The sequence below is a fragment of the Gordonia sp. NPDC058843 genome (assembly GCF_042743165.1).
GTDB lineage: Bacteria > Actinomycetota > Actinomycetes > Mycobacteriales > Mycobacteriaceae > Gordonia.
Genome location: NZ_JBHYNC010000007.1, coordinates 23,939 through 46,076, shown reverse-complemented (window position 1 = coordinate 46,076; position 22,138 = coordinate 23,939). Strand labels below are relative to the sequence as shown.

General features: G+C 66.6%; 19 protein-coding genes and 1 pseudogene. 6 read left to right on the top strand and 14 right to left on the bottom strand.

Annotated features, from left to right (window positions below; all coding sequences use genetic code 11):
• Positions 1–18: 18 nt before the first annotated feature.
• Entirely contained in the window at positions 19–654 is a 636-nt protein-coding gene (locus ACFW3F_RS07260; RefSeq protein WP_388055754.1) for a LysE/ArgO family amino acid transporter, read from the bottom strand.
• 69 nt (positions 655–723) lie between these two features.
• The gene (locus tag ACFW3F_RS07255; RefSeq protein ID WP_388055752.1) at positions 724–1,338 is read right to left on the bottom strand and encodes a TetR/AcrR family transcriptional regulator; all 615 of its coding nucleotides are present in this window, start codon (positions 1,336–1,338) and stop codon (positions 724–726) included.
• A 91-nt stretch (positions 1,339–1,429) separates the two neighbouring features.
• On the opposite strand from ACFW3F_RS07255, the gene ACFW3F_RS07250 reads away from it, so the two are divergent.
• Both ACFW3F_RS07250 and ACFW3F_RS07245 read left to right on the top strand, forming a co-directional pair.
• Positions 1,430–2,491 (top strand): ABC transporter permease, encoded by a 1,062-nt coding sequence (locus ACFW3F_RS07250; protein WP_388055751.1) that lies wholly within the window; start codon positions 1,430–1,432, stop codon positions 2,489–2,491.
• Positions 2,492–2,500: 9 nt separating this feature from the next.
• Entirely contained in the window at positions 2,501–3,406 is a 906-nt protein-coding gene (locus ACFW3F_RS07245) for a LysR family transcriptional regulator ArgP (protein ID WP_388055749.1), read from the top strand.
• A 43-nt stretch (positions 3,407–3,449) separates the two neighbouring features.
• Here ACFW3F_RS07245 and ACFW3F_RS07240 read toward each other — a convergent pair whose 3' ends face one another.
• Together ACFW3F_RS07240 and ACFW3F_RS07235 are read right to left on the bottom strand one after the other, a co-directional pair.
• Entirely contained in the window at positions 3,450–4,784 is a 1,335-nt protein-coding gene (locus ACFW3F_RS07240; protein WP_388055747.1) for an MFS transporter, read from the bottom strand.
• Between the two features lie 74 nt (positions 4,785–4,858).
• Positions 4,859–5,851, bottom strand: coding sequence for a Ku protein (locus ACFW3F_RS07235; protein WP_388055745.1), 993 nt, complete (start codon positions 5,849–5,851; stop codon positions 4,859–4,861).
• 73 nt (positions 5,852–5,924) lie between these two features.
• On the opposite strand from ACFW3F_RS07235, the gene ACFW3F_RS07230 reads away from it, so the two are divergent.
• From ACFW3F_RS07230 to ACFW3F_RS07220, 3 genes are all read left to right on the top strand, one after another.
• The gene (locus ACFW3F_RS07230; RefSeq protein ID WP_388055743.1) at positions 5,925–8,294 is read left to right on the top strand and encodes an ATP-dependent DNA ligase; all 2,370 of its coding nucleotides are present in this window, start codon (positions 5,925–5,927) and stop codon (positions 8,292–8,294) included.
• A 28-nt stretch (positions 8,295–8,322) separates the two neighbouring features.
• Entirely contained in the window at positions 8,323–9,087 is a 765-nt protein-coding gene (locus tag ACFW3F_RS07225) for a dienelactone hydrolase family protein (protein WP_388055741.1), read from the top strand.
• A gap of 118 nt (positions 9,088–9,205) precedes the next feature.
• Positions 9,206–9,502, top strand: a complete 297-nt coding sequence (locus tag ACFW3F_RS07220) for a hypothetical protein (protein WP_388055739.1) — start codon at positions 9,206–9,208, stop codon at positions 9,500–9,502.
• A 466-nt stretch (positions 9,503–9,968) separates the two neighbouring features.
• Here the strand turns inward: ACFW3F_RS07220 and ACFW3F_RS07215 are convergent, their stop codons facing one another.
• Positions 9,969–11,675, bottom strand: a complete 1,707-nt coding sequence (locus ACFW3F_RS07215; protein ID WP_388055737.1) for an MDR family MFS transporter — start codon at positions 11,673–11,675, stop codon at positions 9,969–9,971.
• 19 nt (positions 11,676–11,694) lie between these two features.
• The gene (locus ACFW3F_RS07210; RefSeq protein ID WP_388055735.1) at positions 11,695–12,174 is read right to left on the bottom strand and encodes a MarR family winged helix-turn-helix transcriptional regulator; all 480 of its coding nucleotides are present in this window, start codon (positions 12,172–12,174) and stop codon (positions 11,695–11,697) included.
• 426 nt (positions 12,175–12,600) lie between these two features.
• Here ACFW3F_RS07210 and ACFW3F_RS07205 point away from each other — a divergent pair, with 426 nt between their 5' ends.
• The gene (locus ACFW3F_RS07205; protein WP_388055733.1) at positions 12,601–13,353 is read left to right on the top strand and encodes a metallophosphoesterase; all 753 of its coding nucleotides are present in this window, start codon (positions 12,601–12,603) and stop codon (positions 13,351–13,353) included.
• A 15-nt stretch (positions 13,354–13,368) separates the two neighbouring features.
• Here the strand turns inward: ACFW3F_RS07205 and ACFW3F_RS07200 are convergent, their stop codons facing one another.
• From ACFW3F_RS07200 to ACFW3F_RS07165, 8 genes and pseudogenes are all read right to left on the bottom strand, one after another.
• A complete protein-coding gene (locus ACFW3F_RS07200; protein WP_388055732.1) occupies positions 13,369–15,675 on the bottom strand; it encodes a SulP family inorganic anion transporter in 2,307 nt (768 codons plus the stop codon).
• A gap of 135 nt (positions 15,676–15,810) precedes the next feature.
• Positions 15,811–16,800 carry a YdcF family protein gene (locus tag ACFW3F_RS07195; RefSeq protein WP_388055730.1) on the bottom strand — a complete coding sequence of 330 codons (990 nt, stop codon included), beginning with the start codon at positions 16,798–16,800 and terminating at the stop codon, positions 15,811–15,813.
• Between the two features lie 123 nt (positions 16,801–16,923).
• A complete protein-coding gene (locus tag ACFW3F_RS07190; protein WP_388055728.1) occupies positions 16,924–17,382 on the bottom strand; it encodes a DoxX family protein in 459 nt (152 codons plus the stop codon).
• Between the two features lie 177 nt (positions 17,383–17,559).
• Positions 17,560–17,788: pseudogene (locus tag ACFW3F_RS07185) on the bottom strand (HNH endonuclease); the annotation flags it as partial.
• A 168-nt stretch (positions 17,789–17,956) separates the two neighbouring features.
• On the bottom strand, positions 17,957–18,391 hold the full coding sequence (locus tag ACFW3F_RS07180) for a nitroreductase family deazaflavin-dependent oxidoreductase (RefSeq protein WP_388055726.1): 435 nt from the start codon (positions 18,389–18,391) through the stop codon (positions 17,957–17,959).
• Positions 18,392–18,834: 443 nt separating this feature from the next.
• A complete protein-coding gene (locus ACFW3F_RS07175; protein ID WP_388055724.1) occupies positions 18,835–20,367 on the bottom strand; it encodes an NAD(P)(+) transhydrogenase (Re/Si-specific) subunit beta in 1,533 nt (510 codons plus the stop codon).
• Positions 20,364–20,669 carry an NAD(P) transhydrogenase subunit alpha gene (locus ACFW3F_RS07170; protein ID WP_006358004.1) on the bottom strand — a complete coding sequence of 102 codons (306 nt, stop codon included), beginning with the start codon at positions 20,667–20,669 and terminating at the stop codon, positions 20,364–20,366. Before ACFW3F_RS07170 ends, ACFW3F_RS07175 begins: the two co-directional genes overlap by 4 nt.
• Positions 20,669–21,796: a Re/Si-specific NAD(P)(+) transhydrogenase subunit alpha gene (locus ACFW3F_RS07165; protein ID WP_388055722.1), complete on the bottom strand. Its 1,128-nt coding sequence runs from the start codon at positions 21,794–21,796 to the stop codon at positions 20,669–20,671. Before ACFW3F_RS07165 ends, ACFW3F_RS07170 begins: the two co-directional genes overlap by 1 nt.
• Positions 21,797–22,138: the final 342 nt, after the last annotated feature.

Sequence of the window (22,138 nt, the reverse complement as noted above, 5' to 3'; positions counted from 1 at the left end):
ACACCATCGATCCCCTCCTCAGATCGACCCGAACAGCGCCACCGCCATGCCGAGCATGATGACCGCGACGACCGCGTCGAGCACTTTCCAGGCGCGGGGACTGGCGAAGAAATCGGACAGTTTGCGGGCCCCGCCGCCGAGCGCGACAAACCACAGGACACTCGCGATGCAGGCGCCGAAAGCGAAGGCCCACTTGCCGTTTCCGTGCCCGTTGGCAATCGCACCCATGGTGATGACGGTGTCGAGGTAGACGTGGGGGTTAAGCCAGGTCAGGGCCAGCGCCGTACCGACCGCGACCCACCGCCCGGTGGACTCGGCGGACCTGTCGGCGGCCCCGGCGGTATCCGCCGCGATGACCTCGTTGCTGCGCACACAACGCCTGGCGGCCAGCACGCCCAGCGCCCCCACATAAAGTCCACCGGCCGCCTTGGCGAATGTCACGACCGCCGGGTGTGCGGCGACGAGTGCGCCGAGCCCGGCAACGCCCGCAACGATGAGCACGATGTCGGAGACGGCACAGACCGCCACGATCGGCGCGGTGTGCCGACGCGCGACGCCCTGGCGCAACACGAAGACGTTCTGGGGTCCGATGGCGATGATGAGTCCGGCGCCGGTCAGCAGTCCGGCGAGAGCGGGCAGGAGATAGCTGGTCACCTGGACGACGCTAGGGTCGCAGCCCTTCGTCAGTACAGCGAAAGTTTCTGACGAATCATCAGCTCAGCTTCATCTGGGGCCACCCATGCCCGACGCCCGGAGAACCGCGCAGACGGTGTCGATGTACGACGCGAGGTCGAGGTCACCCACCAGTCCCTGCTGCACGACCGCGCCCTGCATCACCGACACGACAACGGGCGCGAGCTCCGCGGGTTCGGCCGGCAGCTCGTGCCCGGTGTCGCGCCACCTGGTCAGCACCCGCTCGAAGACTGCGCGCAGGCCGAGCACGATGTCGCGCACGGTCTCGCGCAGCTCCGGGCTGTTGGCCGCTTCCCCCCAGACGGTGAGCACCATCCGGAACCCGTCGGACAGCGGGGCGATCTCGGACATGATTCGTGCGGCGAGGAGGCGAACCGCCTCCTCCGGGGACGCCGGCCGCGTCCGCGGATCGTCGAAGCTGCTGATCCCGGCTTCGTAGGCGACGAACACCGACCTCGCCACCGCCGCGATGAGCTCCTCTTTCGAGGAGTAGTAGGAGTAGACCGCTCCTGCACTGAGTCCCGACTCCCGGATGACGTCGGACATGGACGTCCGGTGGAACCCCTTGCCGGCGAAGCATCGACGCGCGGCCTCCAGGATCTGCTGACTGCGCTCGAGTTTGCGTTCGTCGCTGATCTTCGGCATGCGAACAGTCTAAAACGAATATTCGTTCTTGTTTCGTCCGTCCGTCAAGCGCATACTCTAAAACGAAGGTTCGTTCTTTTTAGGAGACGTCATGAATGCAGACCTGCACCAACCGGAAGCCCGACCCCTTCCGTCCGACGACACCGCACCGGACGGCGCACGATCCGCCGGCGCGTCCCGTCCCGCACACGCACCGAACTGGCGGACCGTGACCGCGATGATCGTTCTCATCCCCGCGGTCGTGGTCGCGATCGCCGCGATGTTCGTGTCGCTGGCCGTCGACCCCGAACCGCACCAGGCCCCGATCGGTCTCGTCGCTCCCCCACCCGCCGCGCAGGCGATCGAGTCGGCACTCGCCGAGCGGGCCGGCGACGATGCGTTCGCCGTCGAGCGGCTCGCCGATGCCGACGACGCCCGTGCCGCGATCGAACGCCGCGACCTGGTGGGCGCGATCACGGTCGGCCCCGGCGGCGTTACCGTGTTGACCGCCGAGGCCGGGTCACCCGTGCTGGCGCAGGTCGTCGCCGGGGTCGGCAGCGGCATCGGCACCGCCCGGGGCATACCGGTCGCCGTCGAATCGGTCGTGCCCACCCCCGAAACTGACTCGCGCGGAACCGGTTTCGCCGCCGGACTGCTGCCGTTGCTGATCGCCGGCATGGCCGTGGGCGGTGCAGCGGCCGTCGCCTTGCGCGGTCGAGTTGCGATGCAGGTGACCGTGGCTGTCCTCGGTCCGCTCGTCGCGGGTTTCGGCTTCGCCGCGGTCTGGTCGTGGCTGGGCGTCATCGACGGCGGGGTCGGTGTGGTCGGGCTGGCAGCGGCCGCCATGATCGCGGCGATCGCCTGGTTCACCGTCGGGGCGGGCACGCTGTTCGGTACCGCCGGGGTCGGACTGTCGGCGCTGGTGATGATCCTGATCTCGAACCCGTTGTCGGGGCTCGCATCCTCGCCGTATCTGCTGCCGAGCCCCTGGGGCGCGATCGGGCAGTGGCTCCCTCCCGGTGCAGGCGGCACGCTGCTGCGGAGCGCGGCGTACTTCCCCGAGGCAAGCGTTGCCGGACCGGTCGCGGTACTCCTCGGCTGGATGGCCGTCGGAGCGGCGCTTCTGGCACTCGGCGTGCTGCGGGGACGACGCGGGCAGACCGGCGTCGTCTAGCCTCGGCTCGTGGACATCAGCCAGGAGGGCCTACGGACGCTGGCCGCGGTGTTGCGCGAAGGCACGTTCGACGCGGCCGCCACGGCCCTCCATATCACCCCGTCGGCGGTGAGCCAGCGGGTCAAGGCCCTCGAATCCGCTGTCGGGCGGGTGTTGCTACGCCGGACCAAACCGGCCACGGCCACGCCCGACGGCGAGGTCCTCGTCCGACTGGCCAAACAGTGGGAGCTGCTGCTCGCCGAGACTCGCGCCGAGTTCGTCGGGACCGCCGCCGACGGCGATCTCCCGCTGACAGCGCGGCCACGGGTTCACCTCCCCATCGCCACCAACGCCGACTCGCTGGCCACCTGGCTGCTACCGGTGCTGGCCCGGTTCCATCGCGAACACGCCGTGGCGGTGGAGGTCTTCCGCGACGACGAAACGCGCAGCAGCGCAATGCTCCGCACCGGTGACGTCCTGGCCGCGGTGACGTCCGAACCCCTCGCGATCCGAGGTTGCACACTCCATTCCCTCGGCACGATGCGGTATCTGCCGGTCGCCACAGCGGAATTCATCGACACCTGGCTTCCCGATGGACCCGACGCCGACTCGCTGGCACGAGCCCCGATGGTGCAGTTCGACCGCAACGATCACATCCAGCGCAACATCTCGGCGGCGTTGGCGGGAGGCCCCGTCGACCCACCCGCGGTCTACATCCCGGCGTCGACCGAGTACCACCGCGCCGTCGAACTCGGCATCGGCTGGGGCGCTGTGCCGGTCGTCCAGATCTCCGAGGCCCTCGATTCCGGCCGGGTACGCCTCGTCGCCGACCATCACATCGACGTCCCGCTGTACTGGCAGTACTGGAAGCTGAGTTCACCTCTGCTGCAACAACTCACGACAGCAGTGATCGACGGCGCCGCCCGGGGGCTCTGACGCCGTCTCCACAGTCCGAAGCCGCGGCACGCGCGGCTCCGGGTCATGGAATCGTCGCGGGGTCGACCAATTTGGGGTGTTCCGCGTCGACCAGCGGGTTCTCGATCTCGTCGCGCCACATACGGGCGGCGAAGTAGAACGCCCACGCGACCGGCACCGGAAGCAGCCCGGCGAGCACGAACGTGGCGGTCAGCCCGATCGCCGACGAGACCGGAGCCGCGATCGCCATCGACACCGGCATCAGCGCGACCGACACGAAGAAGTCGAGACTGGCGATGCGGCCCAGCAGCGCCGGTGGCACCCGACGCTGTAACAGCGTGCCCCACAGAACCATCGGACCGTCGAACAGGACACCCAAGGTCACTCCGGCGGCGATGAACATCCATGTCGAGTCGGCCAGGCCCATCAGCACCAACGGCAGGCTGGAGAACGCCCACAGCGAGAACATGACGGTCAGGTACCGCCGCGGCATCGGGATCGAGGCGAAGACCAGCGATGCCGCGGCCGCGCCGAGTCCGAATCCGGCCAGCACCCAGGCATGCTGGGTCGCGCCGCCGTCGACACGCTCGCGCAGCGCGAACGGCACCAGCACCTCTATCGGGCCGAGCGTCGCCAGCACCAGGACGCATGCGAAGAGCAGCGTCCCCCACAGCCACGGGGTCCGGGCCATGTAGCCGAATCCCTCCGCCAGGTCGGTGACGATCCGACGAACGCCGGCACCGTCGGCGATCTCCGGCTGCTCCTCGGCCGTCTCCCCGAACCGGCGCGCGGTGACCGGCGCCATCCCGAGATAGCAGACACTCGACAAGATGGCCGCGATAGCCGCCATCAGCACCGCGGGCCCCGGCGCCCACGCACCGATGACGGCGCCGGCGACCATGGGGCCGACCGCCTGGAAGACGACAGGACGGAAGAACCCCTCGATCCCATTGGCCGCCTGCAACTCCGACGGAGCGACGACCCGTGGCAGCAACGCCGAGTACGCGGGGTAGTACATCCCGGTGGTGATGCCGCCGAGCAGCGACGCCAGCACCACATGCCACAGTTGCAGCACTCCCGTGATCGATGCCAGCCCGATCGCGCCGAACGCGACCATCTTCGCTACCTCGAGTCCGATCATGATGTGGCGCTGCGAGATCCGATCGGCAAGGACACCACCGGCCAGTGTGGAGAACAACATTCCCACCGCGGCCACGCCGGTTGCCAGCGACACCTGACCAGGTCCGCCGCCGAGCGCGATCACCTGCCAGATCACCGCGATCGTCCACACGCCGTCGGCGAACATCGCGAGGATCAGTCCGGACGCGAGCAACCGGTACTGCCGGCGCGCGAACGGCAACAGCGCGCGGGGCAGACGGGCGTCGGCGGCGGATTTCACCCTACGAGCTTGCCCGAATCGCAGTCCGCGGTGCCACCTGATTTTCGGGGGCCACCGAATTCCGGTGGAGCGGGTCAGCTCGCCTTCCGCGAGGACTTCTTGGCCGGTGCCTTCTTGGTCGTCGCGCTGTCCGAACCGCCCGAGGACGCCTTCTTCGCGGTCGACTTGGCGGCGGTCTTCTTGGCCGGCGCCTTCTTCGCGGCGGTCTTGGCCGCAGCCTTCTTGGCCGGCGCCTTCTTGGCCGGCGCCTTCTTGGCGGGCGCGTCCTCGGAGTCCGAGTCCCCTCTGTCCTTCACCGACGCACGCAGCGCGGCGAGGAGATCGGCGACGTCGGAGTCTTCGGTGTCCTTGTTCTCGTCCTCTGATTCGGGGAACGCCTCCCCACCCTCGGACTTGGCCTCGATGAGCTTGGTCAGCTCGTTCTGATAGGTGTCCTCGAACTCGGAGGGATCGTAGTCCGACGCCATCGACTCGATCAGGGACGCCGCCATCTGCAGTTCTTGATCGCGGATCTCGGTGTCATCGTCGAGGAAGCCGAAGTCGGGTTTGCGGACCTCGTCGGGCCACAGCAGCGTCTGCAACGTCATCACACCGTCGACGACCCGCAGCGCCGCCACGCGTGTCCGGTTCCGCAGGGTGAACGAGGCGATCGCGAGCCGATCCGTCTCCTCCAGCGCCTTGGCCAGCAGGACATACGCCTTCGGCGACTTCGACGACGGTTCGAGGTAGTACGGCTTGTCGAAGTAGATCGGATCGACCTGCTCGGCGGGCACGAATTCCAGGATCGAGATCTCAGGACTCTTCTGCACCGGCAGCGATCCGAGGTCTTCTTTGGTGAGGATCACCGTCTCGCCGGACTCGGATTCGTAGGCGTTGGCGATGTCGCCGTACTCGACCTCGGTGTCGGTGCCCTCGCGCACGCGGCGGTACCGGATGCGGGTGCCGTCCGACGAGTCGACCTGATACGACTTGCGGTCGTGACTCTCCGTCGCGGAATAGACCTTGACCGGCACGTTGACCAGGCCAAAGCTGAGGTCGCCCTTCCAGATCGAGCGCATGGGGGCCATTCTGCCAGGGATTGGGGTCAGATGGCGGCAAGCAGCGAGACGTTCTCGGCCGACGTTGTGGACAATGGACGGCATGGCAGGCGGCGAGACTCTGGAGGTCGACGGCCGACGGATCTCGATCACCAATCTCTCGAAGGTGCTCTATCCGGCGGCGGGGACCCGAAAGTTCGAGGTCATCGACTACTACTCGCGCATCGCCGACGTCCTCCTGCCCCACGTGCGGGGTCGCCTCATCACCCGCAAACGGTGGCCCAACGGCGTCGAGTCCACCCCGTTCTTCGAGAAGAACGTGCCCGACAGCGCACCGGACTGGATTCGACGCCACGGCATCCAGCACAGCGAGCGGGTCATCTCCTACGCGATGGCCGACGATCGCGCCACGCTGGTCTGGCTGGCCCAGATGGCTGTGCTCGAGATCCACACGCCGCAGTGGCGGCTCCCCATGGGGCCCGACGGCGCGCCCATGGCCAACCGCATCGTCTTCGACCTCGATCCAGGTCCACAGGTGCCGCTGCACCGGACCGCGGAGGTGGCGTGCGAGATCCGCAACTGGCTCGGCGGGGCGACGACCTACCCGGTGACCAGCGGCGGCAAGGGCATCCACCTCTACGCGCGGCTCCCGAAACCCGTGCCGTCGGATGCGGCGCGCAAGGTGGCCCAGGAGGTCGCCAACGAGTTCGCCCGCCAGCACAGTGATTTCATCACCGCCAAGATGTCGAAGTCGCTGCGTGACGACAAGGTCTTCATCGACTGGAGCCAGAACACCGCCGCCAAGACCACACTCGCCCCGTACTCATTGCGCGGACGCGAGCAGCCGTGGGTGGCCGCCCCGCGCACCTGGGAGGAGATGGAGGACCCTGCCCTCTCCCAACTGCTCTACACCGAGGTGCTGGACCGGGTGGAGGAGTTCGGTGACCTCCTCGAGGGACTCGACGATCCCTATGACGACGAGCCCGAACCCGTCGTCGAGCAGGCGGCGGGCCAGGTCATCAACCTGAAGGAGTATCGGCGCAAGCGCGATCAGTCGAAGACGCCCGAACCCTTCGGCGACGAGGCGCACCGGCAGCGCGTCGAAGCCGAGGGCCCCCCGGAAGAGACCGATTCCGCGGAGCCGGCGACGGACCGGGCACCGATCTTCGTGATCCAGGAACATCACGCCCGCCGGCTGCACTACGACTTCCGGCTCGAGCACGACGGCGTCCTGGTGTCGTGGGCCGTGCCGAAGAACCTGCCCACCGACCCCGATCAGAATCGACTCGCGGTGCAGACCGAGGACCATCCGATGGACTACGCCGACTTCGAAGGCGACATCCCGGCGGGCGAGTACGGCGGCGGCCACGTGTCCATCTGGGACAAGGGCACATTCGAGCTCGAGAAGTGGCGCGACAAAGAGGTCATCGTGCGCCTCCACGGCGAGCGCGTGCAGGGCCGATACGCACTGATCCGGACCGGCGAGAAGAACTGGCTCGCCCACCTCATGAGCGACGAGCCGCGTCCGATCGTCCCCGACAGCCTCACCGACCCGCGTCCGATGCTCGCCACCGACGAGTCGATCGACGGGCTCAACGGTCGTGACTGGGCATTCGAGGGAAAGTGGGACGGGTATCGGCTCCTCGTCCGCTCGGTCGGCGGCGAGTTCCGGCTCACCTCCCGATCGGGTATCGACATGACCGCAGATTTCCCCGAACTCGGCGGGCTCGCAGACGATCTCGGCCTGATGGACGTCGTGCTCGACGGTGAGGTCGTCGCCATCGACTCCTCCGGCCGTACCAACTTCACCCTTCTGACCTCGCGCAGGCACACCGACGAGCCGTATTCGTTGCGGCTCCACCTCTTCGACATCCTGTTCCTCAACGGCTCCTCGTTGCTGCGTAAGCCGTGGTCGGCCCGACGCGAACTGCTGGAGGAACTGGCCCCTGCCTTCCGCAACTCAGCCTTCGTCGAAGTGCCGCCGCTGCTCCCCGCGCCGGGGTCTGCTGCCGTCGAGTACAGCCGCGAACACAATCTGGAAGGTGTTGTCGCCAAACGCCGTAACTCGGTGTATCAGCAGGGACGGCGCTCGACGACCTGGCTGAAACACAAGAACTGGAGCGACATCGAGGTCGTCGTCGGCGGATATCGACCGGGGCGCGGCAACCGCGCGAACACCATCGGGTCGCTGCTCATCGGTCTGCCGGAGGAGACCGGACTCCGCTACGTCGGACGGGTCGGCACCGGATTCACCGACGCACAGCTGCGTTCGCTCGCCGAGGAACTCGGCCCGCTGGAGATCTCGCGGTCGCCGTTCCTCGACAAACTCGACCGTCCCGTCGCGTCGAGCGCGGTGTGGGTCCTGCCCAAGATCGTCGGCGAGGTCCGTTTCATGGACTGGACGACGGCCGGCCACCTGCGTCACCCCAGCTGGCGCGGAATCCGGCGGGACAAACTTCCCGGCGACCTCTGACGCCGAGACGAAGACAGGAGTGAAGCCCATGACCGGTGAGACGATCACCATCGCCGCGGCCGACGCCGACACCGAGGCCTATGTGGCGCGGCCGGATTCACCATCGGGCGACACCCTCCAGCCCGGTGTCCTGTTCCTCACCGACGTGATCGGGCTGCGGCCGCGGATCGAGGCCATGGCCGACCGCATCGCGTCGTGGGGATACGTCGTGCTCGTGCCCCACCTGTTCCATCGGTATGGGTCCGCCACCGAGTGGGCCCCCACCGATGACCTTCTCCTGCCCGAGGCGCGGGCCGCGTTCTTCGCCTCCGCCATGCCACGGGCCCGGACGCTCACTCCCGACGCGGTACGTCCCGACCTCGTCGCCTACCTCGACGCGCTGCGGTCCCTGCCGGGCGTCGCTCCCGGGCCCGTCGGTGTCACCGGTTACTGCATGGGCGGGCGGTTTGCGCTGAACATCGCCGCCGCCCGGCCCGACGACGTGGCCGCGGTGGGCCTGTTCCACACCGGCGGGTTGGTCACCGACGACCGTGACAGTCCGCATCTGCATCTCGTCGGCATCGACGCCTTCGTGCTCGCCATCCATGCCGACAAGGACCGATCGCTACCCGCCACGGCGGTGGCCCAGTTCGAGCACGCCCTGACCGGCGGCGGCGTCGCGCACTCGGCGACCGTCTATCCCGGTGCACCGCACGGCTATACGATGTCCGACCTGGAGGCCTACCATCACGAGGCCTGCGAACATCACTTCACCGAACTGGAGGCCCTGTTCCGCAGGACCTTGTCCGAGTGAGTCGGTTCCGGCTTCCGGCCGGACAGCAAACAGTCAGATGCACTGTCGCGATGACGTTCACAGCCAATCCACAGAAGATTCCGAACCCGACCCCACACTACGAGTCCACTCTCGACACATGAGAAGAAGCAAGAACACCGCCTCCGTCCCGCTCGTGGTCCTCGAAGACCCCGCCGCCATCGACTACGCCCACACCCTGTTCCGCCTCGACATCCCGGTGGCCGTCGTCAGCAGCGAGTACTCTGCCGTCTTGCCGTTCATGGTGCGCAACAACGGGTACACCACGGCGCTCGTGGCCGATGTCGACGATCCCGAGCAGCTCGCCGAGGCGATCGTGATCATCGAACGGCGCTTCGGCCGAGTCGATTCGGTGATCCGCTACGCCACCGATCTCCCCACCGCCCGCGCCTCCTGAGGGTCACGAAACACTTGGGCTGCCACCTCGGAGTCGCCCTTTCAGATAAGCGCTACTTCCCATCAGCCGCGCTATCTGCAACTAGCGCCTATCGAGGCAGGTAGCGCTTTTGCGGTGCCACCCACCTACAGGGCGGAAGTTCGGGCCCATCTGGCGCACCACTCCCTGACGTGGACGAGCACACCCCGCTGCTCCCTGCGGTACGAGGAGCACACCCCTCCGCTCCCTGAGGTACGAGAAGCACACCCCTCCGCTCCCTGAGGTGCGAGCGAAGCGAGCCTCGAAGGGGGTAGCAACGTGTCTCGCCGAGCCCTTCGTGGCTCGTCGCTTGCGTTCCTCGCACCTCAGGGACCAGGTGTTATGCGGTTCTTTCGGATTAGGGAGCAAGGGGATGACTCGCATGTCGCTCGCACCTCGGGGAGCAGCGGTTCAGCAGTTCTCTCGGATCAGAGAGCAGGGGGCGTTGTCACGAGGCGGTCGTCGGCTCCGGTTCGCCGATCGGGCGCCCTTGGCGCAGCGGGAGTTCCTTCCAGGTGATCGTGCCGATGATGGCCAGCAGCGAGATGATCGACACCGCCAGGAACACCCGGTCCATCGAATTGGCGAAACCCTCCTTGATGGGTTGTGCCAGTTCGGCCGGCAGCTTCTCGATGACCGAGGTGTCGCTCATGACGCTGTCCGATGAACCCGTTGCGGCGCCGGGGTTCTGGGCGGCCGCGATCAGTGACTTCCCGAACGCGCTGACCTGGGGGTCACTGCTCTGCGAAGCCTGCACGACCGCAGCCCGATATTCGGGCTGGGTTGCCGCCGAGGCCATCTCGTCGCTGATGCTGGGGCCCATGAAGGAGAACAGCATCGAGAAGAAGACCGCGACGCCGAGGGTTCCGCCGATCTGGCGGAAGAAGGTGGCCGTACCGGTGGACAGTCCCATGTCCGTGGGCGGCAGGATGTTCTGCATCGCAAGGGTGATCGGTTGCATCAGGTTGCCGAGGCCGAAGCCGAGCAGCGCGGCCATCAGCATGACCAGGTAGACCGGGGTCTCGGTACCGACCAGGTGCAGGAGGAAGGTGCCCGTGGTGATCAGCACCGCGCCGATGATCGTGAAGATCTTGTAGCGACCGGTACGCGAGATCAGCTGGCCCGACAGGATCGAGCCGGTCATGAGTCCGAGCACCATGGGCAGCATCTGGAGCCCGGCGATCATGGGGCTCGATCCGCGAAGCACCTGGAAGTACTGCGGCAGCATCGAGATACCACCGAACATGACCGCACCGATGATGACCGAGATGACGATGCCTTGGCTGAACACCCGATTCTGGAAGACGCGCAACGGGATCAGTGCGTCGTCACCCATTCTGTGCTCGATCCAGATGAATGCGGCGATGCCGATCACGCCGACTCCGTAGCAGAGGATGGACAGCCCAGAGCTCCAGCCCCACTGGCGTCCTTGCTCGGCGACGATGAGCAGCGGCGCCACCGCGACGGCGAGCGCCGTCGCGCCCCAGTAGTCGGTACGCCCACCGACACCCTTCTGCTGGTCGTAGTTGAGCACCTTGTAGACGACGAACAGCGCGACGAGCCCGATCGGCACGTTGACCAGGAACACCCACCGCCACCCCGAGACCCAGAGGATCGTCGTCTGTCCGGCGAACAGGCCGCCGAGGACCGGACCGAGCACACTGGAGGTGCCGAACACGGCGAGGAAGTAGCCCTGGTACTTGGCGCGTTCGCGCGGCGGCACGATGTCACCGATCGTGGTCAGCGCCAGCGTCATCAGACCGCCCGCACCGAGCCCTTGGAATGCGCGGAACGCGGCCAGCTCGTACATCGACGTGGCGATCGTGCACAGCAACGAACCCACGATGAAGATCGAGATCGCCAGCAGGAAGAAGGGTTTGCGACCGTAAAGGTCGGACAGCTTGCCGTACAGAGGAGTCACGATCGTCGCGGTGACGAGGTAGGCCGTGGTCACCCAGGCCTGCATGTCGTAGCCCTGCAGGTCGTCGGCAATGGTTCGGATCGCGGTCGACACGATGGTCTGGTCGAGGGCGGCGAGGAACATGCCCATCATGAGTCCGGCAAGGATGGTCAGGATCTGCCGATGGGTCAACCCGGCCCCGGCGACCTCATCGTCGTGTGCCGCCGTTTCGGCAGCCGCCGAGGAGTCTGTCATTGCTGTCCTTTCAGGGGTTTCACGCATCCGCGTCCGGCTTACGAGCCGGACACGCGGGGTTGAGGGCCGCGTCGGCGGCATCGACGAAACGGCCGAGAAGCCCAACGAGTGTGTGGAGTTCGTCGTCGGTCCACTCGGACATGACGTCGGCCATCGCCGATCGTCGCATCTCGCGCATCGCCAGAACACGGTCCCGGCCGGCGTCGGTGATGACGAGGAGGGTGGCCCGTCCGTCGTCGGGGTCCGCCTCGCGGTGGATCAGTCCGAGATCCACGAGTTGAGCCACATGACGGCTCACCGTCGACGGATCGGCATTCATCGTCTCGGCGAGCTCACGGGACCGCATCGACCGTCGGGAGAGCGGGAACAGCGCCTTGAACGCGGCCGCCTCGAACTCCCCCTCGTGGGTTCGGAACGTGGTGTGGACCGCGCGCTCGCGGATTCGGACGAAGCGCAGCAACGTCTCGAACAGGTCGTCGATCGCCTGTTGATCGAGCATCAGCGCCCCCTTTACGCGAATCTTTACTTTCTCTTTGCAATTAGTTGCACAGTGCAACTAGTTGCCCGTCGCAAGTGTGCGCGCGACGGCCGGAGAATGCAACCGGCTCGGAGTCGGCTACCAGAGACCGACAGCCAGATGTCGCCAGACGGTGTCGCAGAGTGTTGCGTCCACCGCACCGAAGCTCGACATCGACAGGAGAGAAAGCGGTCGCCGACCTGCCGGGTCGGGGGTTGGCAGGTCGGCGACTCACCACCGATGTCGCTCACGGATCGTCGGGCGTTACAACAGCCGGCACGACGAAGCGGGCTGAGCCACATCGATGGCGCCAAAGTGCCGTGTGCCTCGCGCTCCCGAGGCGATGCGCCGTCGGACGCGGGCTGCGGTTAGCCTCGTGGGAGTCAGGAACCGTGACAGGAGCTCTTCGTGTTCGTTGTCGCCCACATCAGCGACCTGCATTTCAACGGGACGCGGTTCAATCGGGCCCGCATCCAGGCCGCGCTGAGTTACATCAATGCTCGCGCCGCCGGGATCGACGTCCTGCTGGTCACCGGCGACATCGCCGATGAGGGTGCCGCGAGCGAATACCGCGAGGCCCACGGGGTGCTCGACAGTCCGCTGCCGATGTTGATCACCGCAGGCAACCACGACATCCGCGAACCGTTCAGCGCGGCCCTTATCGGCACCGAGACCTCCGGACCGATCAATCACGCCCGGACGGTGCGCGGACGCGACGGCTCCGACGTGTTGTTCCTGATGTGCGACAGCTCGATTCCCGGACGCAACGACGGCCGCCTCGACGACGCGACGATTGCCTGGTTGTCGGATCAGCTCGGCACGACGACTGCCGGCACCCCGGTGTTCATCGCCTTCCACCATCCGCCGGTCGAGTTGCACATGCCATTCATGGACTCGATCCGCCAGCGTGACGAGGAACGTCTCGCGGCCCTGGTCGGGCGACACCCGAACATCGTCGCGTTCCTGTGCGGACATGCGCACACCCCGGCGGTGACCACCTTCGCCGACCGCCCCCTGTGCGTTGCACCGGGTGTGTCGTCGACGCTGAACCTCCCTTTCGAAGGCCGGGACGTCGTCAATCGCGGTCAGCCGCCGGGGATCGCGTTCCACCTCTACGACGACGAGCGGTTCGTCACCCACTTCCGATCGGTGATGTTCTGACGCGTGCCCACTCGGTCATGAAGGTGCGGACGTCGTCTCCCGGTCGCGGCGCCGGGAGCGGGGCGAGCCGGCCGAATCGTCACCGGTGACCGGTGCGATGCTCTGCGAGGTGACCTCGTAGACCCGTGCGGTCGCGATGTCGAAGTACAGTCCGACGATGCGCAGCCGCGCTTCTGCCGCGGCGCGGCCGACGAGCGGGTGCCGGGCCAGTGTCTCGATCTGCTTCGCCACGTTCACCACGGCCAGTTGATCCACCTCGGCCAGACCCAGCTCGGCGGCGGCGCGCCCGGCCGGATGTCCGTGCCGGAACGCCACCCGGCTGGGGATGGCGTGCCGCAGCCAGCGCTGGATGGGCGTCCGCCCGGCCCCGGTCTCCGAGGCCATCGACTCCTCGGCGTCGTCCGCGGACTGCTCGCCGTCGAGCAGCGCGTGCATAGCCCCGCACGACGAGTGTCCGCAGACCACGATCGACGACACTCCCAACTCGACGATGGCGAATTCGAGTGCGGCTTCTACTGATACATCGTCGCTGCGGGTCGGTATCAGGTTGCCCACGTTGCGCACGGTGAACAGATCACCCGGGCCACTCGCGGTGATGATGTTGGGCAGCAACCGCGAATCGGCACATGTCACGAAGAACGAATCGGGATCCTGCGACTCGGTGACATCGGCGAGCATCGCACGAAGGGCGTCGGCATGCTCGTTCTCGTACTCGTCGACGCCGCCGAGCACCGATCGGAGCGCGGCCGGACGGTCCGGAGTCACCGACGCCTCCGACTCGGTTCGGTTGCGCCATGGCGTCAGGCCGGCGAAGCCAGAGGTATGGCGCCGCGGTGGCCGGCGAGGGGCATCGACGAGACGGGCCCGGCCCTTCTCGACGACGAGCACCGTGCCACCGCCCGCCTCATGCGCCCAGCGGAAGTCCTCGAGCATCTCCGACGCCGCGTGGTCGAGGAAGTCGGTGTCGAGTTCGAGTGTCAGGTGCGCCTCGTCCGGCACGGCTGTCAGGGCCTTGTTGAGCTTCGGCAGCGACAGGAAGCTCAACGAGCCTCGAACGCGCACCGTCCACTGTCGCGAGCCCTCGACACCGCTTGGCTCGGAGATGATCTCGGCACGGACAACTCGCCAGACGACGATTCCGATCGCCACGGCCAAGCCGATGCCCACACCCTCGAGCAGATTCAGGAACACCACCGCCACCACGGTGATGACGTAGACCCACAGATCGCCCGTACGCAGGGCAATTCGCATGTGCGCCAGCTTGACCAGCTGGATTCCGATGACCACCAGCAGACCTGCCAGGGCCGCCATCGGTATCTGCTCCACCAGCCCGGTGAGGAGTGCAGCGAAGACGAGCACCCACACACCGTGCATCACCGCCGACGCCGAGGTCCGAGCCCCGGAGTTGACGTTGGTGGTGCTGCGCACGATCACGCCGGTGACCGGCAGTCCGCCGAGGATCCCCGACGTGATGTTCGCACTGCCCTGTCCGAGCAGCTCACGGTTGAGATCGCTTCGCGCACCGGTGTGCATCTTGTCCACCGCGACCGCCGACAACAGCGACTCGACGCTCGCGATCAGTGCGACCGTCAACACTCCGAGAAGAACTGCGCCCCAGCTGCTGTCCGGCAGTTCGGGGAGCGTGATCGCTTCGAAGAAGTTGCCGTCGATGCTGACCCGTTCGACATCCAGACCGAAGACGATGGCCAGCGCCGTGGCACCGACGATCGCGACGAGCGGGCCGGGCACCTTGCGCACCGCAGCCGGCAGCAGTGGCCAGATGAGCAGAACGGCGATCACGGTGCCGCCCACCAGGGCATCCGACGTCTCGATGTCGGCCAGGCCCGCGGGCAGCGAGGTCACGTTCTCCCAGGCACTGCTCGCCGAACTGCCGCCCAGCAGTACGTGGACCTGCTGCAACGCGATGGTGATGCCGATGCCGGCGAGCATGGCGTGGACGACCACCGGTGCGATGGCCAATGCAGCTCCCGCAACCCGGCTCAGTCCGAACAGGATCTGCAACACTCCCGCACACACGGTGATGAAACAGGTGACGCGCCAACCGAAGTTGGCGACCATGTCGGCCACCACCACGGTCAGCCCGGCGGCCGGACCCGAAACCTGTAGTGCGCTACCGCCTATCATTCCCGCCACGATTCCGCCGACGACAGCTGCGATGAGCCCGGCCAACACGGGGGCATCGGATGCAATCGCGATACCCAATGACAATGGAAGAGCCACAAGGAAAACCACGAGAGATGCCGGCAAGTCGTACCGCATCACCTCGCGAATTCCGGGGCCCCGACTCCCCTTTTTTCGCATATGTCCGACGCTACCGACGGATTGTTGACTCCAGATGAACTCATGCGTCGACCTGCTGTGAAACCGCAGGGCAGCAGGGCAGCACTGTGATTCACTTCACCGCGATCCGCGCCCGGGTGCGCTGAGATCGGGTCGTCAGGCCGACGATCCCGCCTTCAGGAGCTCCTGGAGGATCTTGCCGCCGATCTCCGGGATGAGGCCGGGGCCGGTCTCGGGGAGGTTCTGCGGCAGCAGACCGGGCTCGTGGGTGGCCGGGATACGCGCGGTCCGGGTCGCTTCGAGCCTGATGCCGGTCTGCTGCGACTTGGCCAGCGGGGTCTGGTACTTCTCGAGGTCCGTCGCGGTGGTGAGTGACCCGACGACACGTAGTCCCATTGCCCCGAAGTCCGCCGCACCGCGTCGGATGTGGTTGGGAGAGGTGACGAGCACGATGTCGCGGATTCCCTGCGCCCGCAGGATCTCGGCGGTGTTCTGCGCATTGCCGACGGTCGACCCCGACTTGTCCTCGGTGAGGATGCGGCTCGCAGCGATCCCGTTGTCCACGAGCCACTTCCGCATCGCTGCCGCCTCGGTGACGCCGTTTTTCGGCACACCTCCGGTCACCACGATGGGTGCACCGGTCGTCACCTCGGACTGAGCCTTCGCCGCGGACACCCGATTGACGAGCTCCGGCGCCATCTTCCCGTTCGCGTTCAGCCCGTATCCGAGTACGACGATGGCCACTCGGCCGGACACCGGCTTAGGAGTGGTACTCGGAACGATCTGCGCGGCCGTCGCGACACCCGAGATGATGTTGCGCGCGGTGGTCGCCAGCGCCGGGTTCATCATCGACAGCCGGTTGAGAGCCGAGCGGCCGACAACGACGTCGTCCAGCTGGTCCGACCAGATCGTCTGCAGTGCAAGTGCATCAGAGTCAGCCGGGGCCACCGCGAGGACCTGCTGCAGGAGTTCGAGACCCCCCGCCACATCGCCCCCGGCGAACTTCGACTGCGCGTTGTTGTACAGACCCGCCGGATCGATCGCCGAAGCGGTCGTCACCACGGAGGCGTCGGGCCCGGGCAGGGTCCCGACCGCCACGCCACCGAGTCCGGCTACCGCGATCGTTGCCGCAGCCGCCAGCTTCATCCGCTTAACTCTGGTCACACCAGTCACTCGCGTAACAGTACGAGAAGTGCACAACGACCCCGCACCCGTCCGATCCCAGATCGGTAACGGGTGCGGGGCCGTCGAACAGGAGGTCGGAGCCGCTCAGCGCTTGAGGCCGACCACCTTCAGCAACTCGGGGCGGCGCAGGACCAGCCCGATCCACATCAGCACGCCGAAGTAGACGGCGAACAAGACCGTGTCGAAGAGCGGCGCCTCGATGCGCATGTTCGCCGTGACCGCACCGCCGAGATAGGCGGTGATCCCGAGGGCGCCCAGGACTGCGGTGCGCGGGATGGCGTAGACGACGAGACAGACGAGCAGCACGACACCCATCACCAGTGCCTGATCGATCGGGAAACCGAGCTTCGCCATCGAATCGACCACCTCCTGCGGCCTCGTCAGCTTGATCACGACATCGAAGGTCAGGAAGGCCCCGACCAGCACACTGATAACGATTCCTGTTGTGCGACGCCTGTTCCGGCGTGCCGGCTGCGGCACGTCGGACGCGGGGGTCGTGGTCGTCGGGTCGGCGGTGTCCTTGGTGACGGTGTTGCGGCTCATGATGTTCTCCTGGCGGCTCGTGCGAGTGTGTTGTGCAGGGATAGACATGCCTACTCGTCAGAACTCATCGCCGAACCGGACTGCACATCCTCGAGGACGGTCCGGCTTTCCGAAGTAGCGCGACGACGACCCGACGACTACGCCGCCGACCAGAACTGCACATGATGGGCATGCAGAGGCCTTCCACGACAGCCAGCGCGCCAGCGAATGAATCCCCGGCCCCCGCCACGACTCCCGCTCATCCAACTCCCCCACCAGTCCACGAAGATCCGCTGTCAGAGCCGTGATCTGCGCGGCATACCCCAACACCCTCGCCTCGAGAACCTCATCAGGCAACGACACCGGATCAGCATCATCGATGCATCGACGACAAGTCCCCACCGCAACGAAAAGCACTGACCCCCAGCGCAACCCCCTGAACCGAACGAAGGGAACAGAAGAAATGTATCGCCCGGCACCGATAATCTCTCGGGCTCAACCCGAGGTCACGAGTGTTCCGCGGAACACTCTCGAGGTACCCCATCAACCGCGCCGCGCGCCGTCTCCGGGCGGTCTCGATCCTGGCCGGAGATCACTACCGAGAGGCAACCAGCTTGACGAGTGGATACTCCCGCGATGACTTCCTCTGGTACTTGGCGTATCTCGGTTGCGCGTCGACCACCCGGTTCCACGCCGTCGCGCGCTCATCCGCGTCGAGTACGACCGGCCGCACGGCCACCGGCTCCTCCCCGTGGCGCTCGACCGACACGCCATCGGGATGGGCCGTCAGGTTCGCGAACCAGTCCGGGTTCCGATCGCCGCCACCCGATGCGACGACCAGCCAGTCGTCACCGTCGGCGAACCAGCTCAGCGGCGTCTCGCGCGCGAGACCTGAGCGCCGACCGGTCGTGCGCAGGATGAGCATCTCCATCCCCCACATCGATCCGGACTTCTTCCGGATGCGGGTGACTGTGCGCTCGTTCATCTTTCGCTGATACCAGAGTGACAGGGACCGCAGTGACAGGGACATGACTTCCTCCGATGGGTTATCCGATGGTGAGCCGACAGTAACGGCGTCGACAGGCCGACGGCTTCTCGATTCCTGCTCGATCACGACTGGACACCGCGACCAGTCCCGCTCCCGGAGAAGCGCCCGGAGCTTGCGGAAGCGCCACCCACTGCTCCCTGAGGAGCGCCCGGAGCTTGCGGAGGGCCACCCACTGCTCCCTGAGGAGCGCCTGGAACTTGCGGAGGGCCACCCCCTGCTCCCTGAGGTGCGAGCGAAGCGAGCCACGAAGGGTTTAGCAACGTGTCTCACCGAGCCCTTCGAGGCTCGTCGACCTCGACGCGCTCCTTCGTCGCTTGCTCGGCCCGGCGGCTTGCGCTCCCCGCACCTCAGGGAGCGGAGCAAGAACGTACGAGGCCCCGGCAACCAGAACGGTTGCCGGGGCCTCGGGGAGGTGCGTGAAACCGCTAGAGCGCCTTCAGTTCCTCGATGACGCTGTCGACGCTCTTCTTGGCGTCACCGAAGAGCATGCTGGTGCCGTCGGCGAAGAACAGCGGGTTCTCGATGCCGGCGTAACCCGAACTCATCGACCGCTTGAGCACGATGGTCGATCGCGCCTCGTCGACGTTGAGGATCGGCATGCCGTGGATCGGCGAACTCGGATCGTTGCGCGCGGCGGGGTTGGTGACGTCGTTGGCGCCGATGACGATGGCGACGTCGGTCCGGCTGAATTCGCCGTTGATGTCGTCCATCTCCTTCATCGAGTCGTACTCGACGTCGGCCTCGGCCAGCAGCACGTTCATGTGACCGGGCATGCGGCCGGCAACCGGGTGGATCGCGTACTTGACCTCGACGCCCTTGGCCTCGAGCAGTTTCGCCATCTCCTTGACCGCGTGCTGGGCCTGGGCCACGGCCAGACCGTAACCGGGAACGACGATGACCTGGTTGGCGTAGGCCATCTGGATCGCGGCGTCGGCGGCCGAGGTCGCCTTGACCGTGCCACCCTCGGCACCGGGACCACCTGCGGCAGCGGTATCGCCACCACCGAAGGAGCCGAACACGATGGCCGGGATCGACCGGTTCATGGCCTTGGCCATGAGGTTGGTCAGGATCGAACCGGAGGCACCGACGATCATGCCGGCCACGATCAGCGCCGTGTTGTCCAGCGCGATACCCGCGGCCGCAGCCGAGAGACCCGTCATCGCGTTGAGCAGCGAGATCACCACCGGCATGTCCGCGCCGCCGATGGGGAACACCACGAACAGTCCCATCACGCCCGCGGCGACCAGCAGACCGACCATCCACCAGATGCTCGCGCCCCCACCGTTCGACGCGTCGACTCCGAGGTAGATCGCCACACCGAGTGCGACGATGAGCAGCACGATGTTGGCGGCCTGGAACAGCTTGGCGTTGGAGACGAAGGTCTTCTCCAGGCCCTTGGGCATGATCTCCTGCAGCTTCGCGAAAGCCACCAGCGATCCCCAGAACGAGATGGAGCCGATGATCGCGGCGATCAGCGAACCGATCACGAGCGGCGAAGCGGGTTCGATGTTGTGGAACGTCGAGAACCCTGAGGTCTCGATGAACTCGGCCCATGCGATGAGCGCGACGGTGCCACCGCCGACGCCGTTGAACAGCGCGACCAGCTGCGGCATCGCGGTCATCTTGGTCTTCAGGGCCGGCGGGATACCCAGCGCCACACCGAGAGCGAGGCCGACCGCGATCAGTACCCAGTTGATGGTGGGCACGCCCTCGGTCGAGTGCCCATCGGAACCGACAGCGCCCTCGTTCCACACGTAGAGCAGGGTCGCGGCGACGGCCAGACCCATGCCCACCGCGGCGATCCAGTTGCCGCGCACCGCGGTCTTGGGTCCGGTCAGACCCATCAGGCCGTAGATGAACAGGGAGAACGAGACGATGTAGAGCGCGGTCACCAGATAGGCGACGCCCTCGCTCGGGGTGTGCGCGCCCGCCGCGAGTACCAATTGCGAGCCGTTCACTTGGCCGCCTCCTTCTTACCCTTGAACATGCCCAGCATCCGGTCGGTGACCGCGAAGCCACCGATCACGTTGAGCGTGCCGAACACCAGCGCGACGAAGGCGATGATGCGCACACCCCACCCGGCGTCGGCGGGCAACTTGCCCAGGACCACAAGTGCGCCGAGCACGACGATGCCGTGAATGGCATTGGTGCCCGACATCAACGGCGTGTGCAGGGTGTTGGGAACCTTGGAGATGACGGCGAAGCCGACGAACCCGGCGAGCACCAGGATCGCGAGATTCGCGAGAAGTCCGGAATACATCAGGCAGACACCTCCTGCTGATCGTCTTTCGGCCCGCTCACGTCGTTCCCGGCGCCGGCCTCACGTGTGACACACGCGGCCGCGACGACCTCGTCGTCGAAATCCGGTGTGATGGTGCCGTTGTCGTCGAGCATCAGCTCGATCAACGCCAGCAGGTTCTTCGAGTACAGCTCGCTGGCGTGCTCGGGCATGGTGGCCGGCAGGTTCAGCGGGGCGGCGATGGTCACGTCATGTTTGACCACGGTCTGACCCGGTTCGGTCAGCTCGCAGTTGCCGCCGGTCTCACCGGCGAGGTCGATGACCACACTGCCCGGCTTCATGCCCTCGACCGCGGCCGCGGTCACCAGGCGCGGCGCTGGACGACCAGGCACCAGAGCGGTGGTGATCACCACGTCGAAACCCTTGATCGCGTCTTCGAGCGCCTGCTGTTGCTGCGCGCGCTCGTCATCGGTGAGCTCGCGGGCGTACCCACCCTCACCGGCGGCGTCGATGCCCAGATCGAGCCATTGCGCGCCGACCGAACGGACCTGCTCGGCGACCTCGGGACGCACGTCGTAACCGGTGGTCCGCGCGCCCAGGCGCTTGGCCGTCGCCAGTGCCTGCAGTCCTGCCACACCGACACCGAGCACCAGGACCGTCGCCGGCTTCACGGTTCCGGCGGCGGTGGTCAGCATCGGGAAGAACCGCGTCGACACATCCGCCGCCACGACCACCGACTTGTAGCCCGCGACGTTGGCCTGCGAGCTGAGCGCGTCCATCACCTGCGCACGAGAGATACGCGGAATGGCCTCCACCGCATACGCCTCCACACCTGCCTCGCGCAACGTACCGATCTGGTTGTCGGCGTTCCGCGGCGCGAGGAAGCCGATCAGCTTCTGTCCGCTTCGCAGCTTCGCGATCTCCGAATCCGACGGCGGCGACACCCGCAGCACCACATCGGTCCCGTACGGATCACCGATCGTCGCACCGGCTTCGGTGTACGCCTCGTCGGGGATCAGAGCGCCGAGACCGGCCCCTGACTCCACCACGACGGGCACACCCTTGCCCACCAGCGCGGCGACGACCTTCGGGACCAGCGCCACGCGGCGCTCCCCCTCGGCCGTCTCGCGCACGACACCCACTGTCATCTGTCTCACCCTGTCTGAATTCGGCACGGCTCACCGCCGCGCCGCCGGTTCGGCGCCGGCACTCGGCGCGTCTTGTCAACGAGGTGACCCGCCCTCAGATCGTGCAGCTCCGCCATGTGTCGGCGGAACGGACGACCTGGCGCAGGTCACGAGGTGCACGGATAGGACAGGTTGGCTGTCACCCGGCTCACATAAAGGTGCGTTGAACATAACATGCGTTCTCAGCGACAGCTCAGGTGAGTCGGATACCTCACTCAACCCTTGACGCTGGGGTTTTCAGCATTTCTGGACAGATGTCTGCACAGGTGTTGTCCTCAGGCGTGTCGCGACCGCCGAACGGCT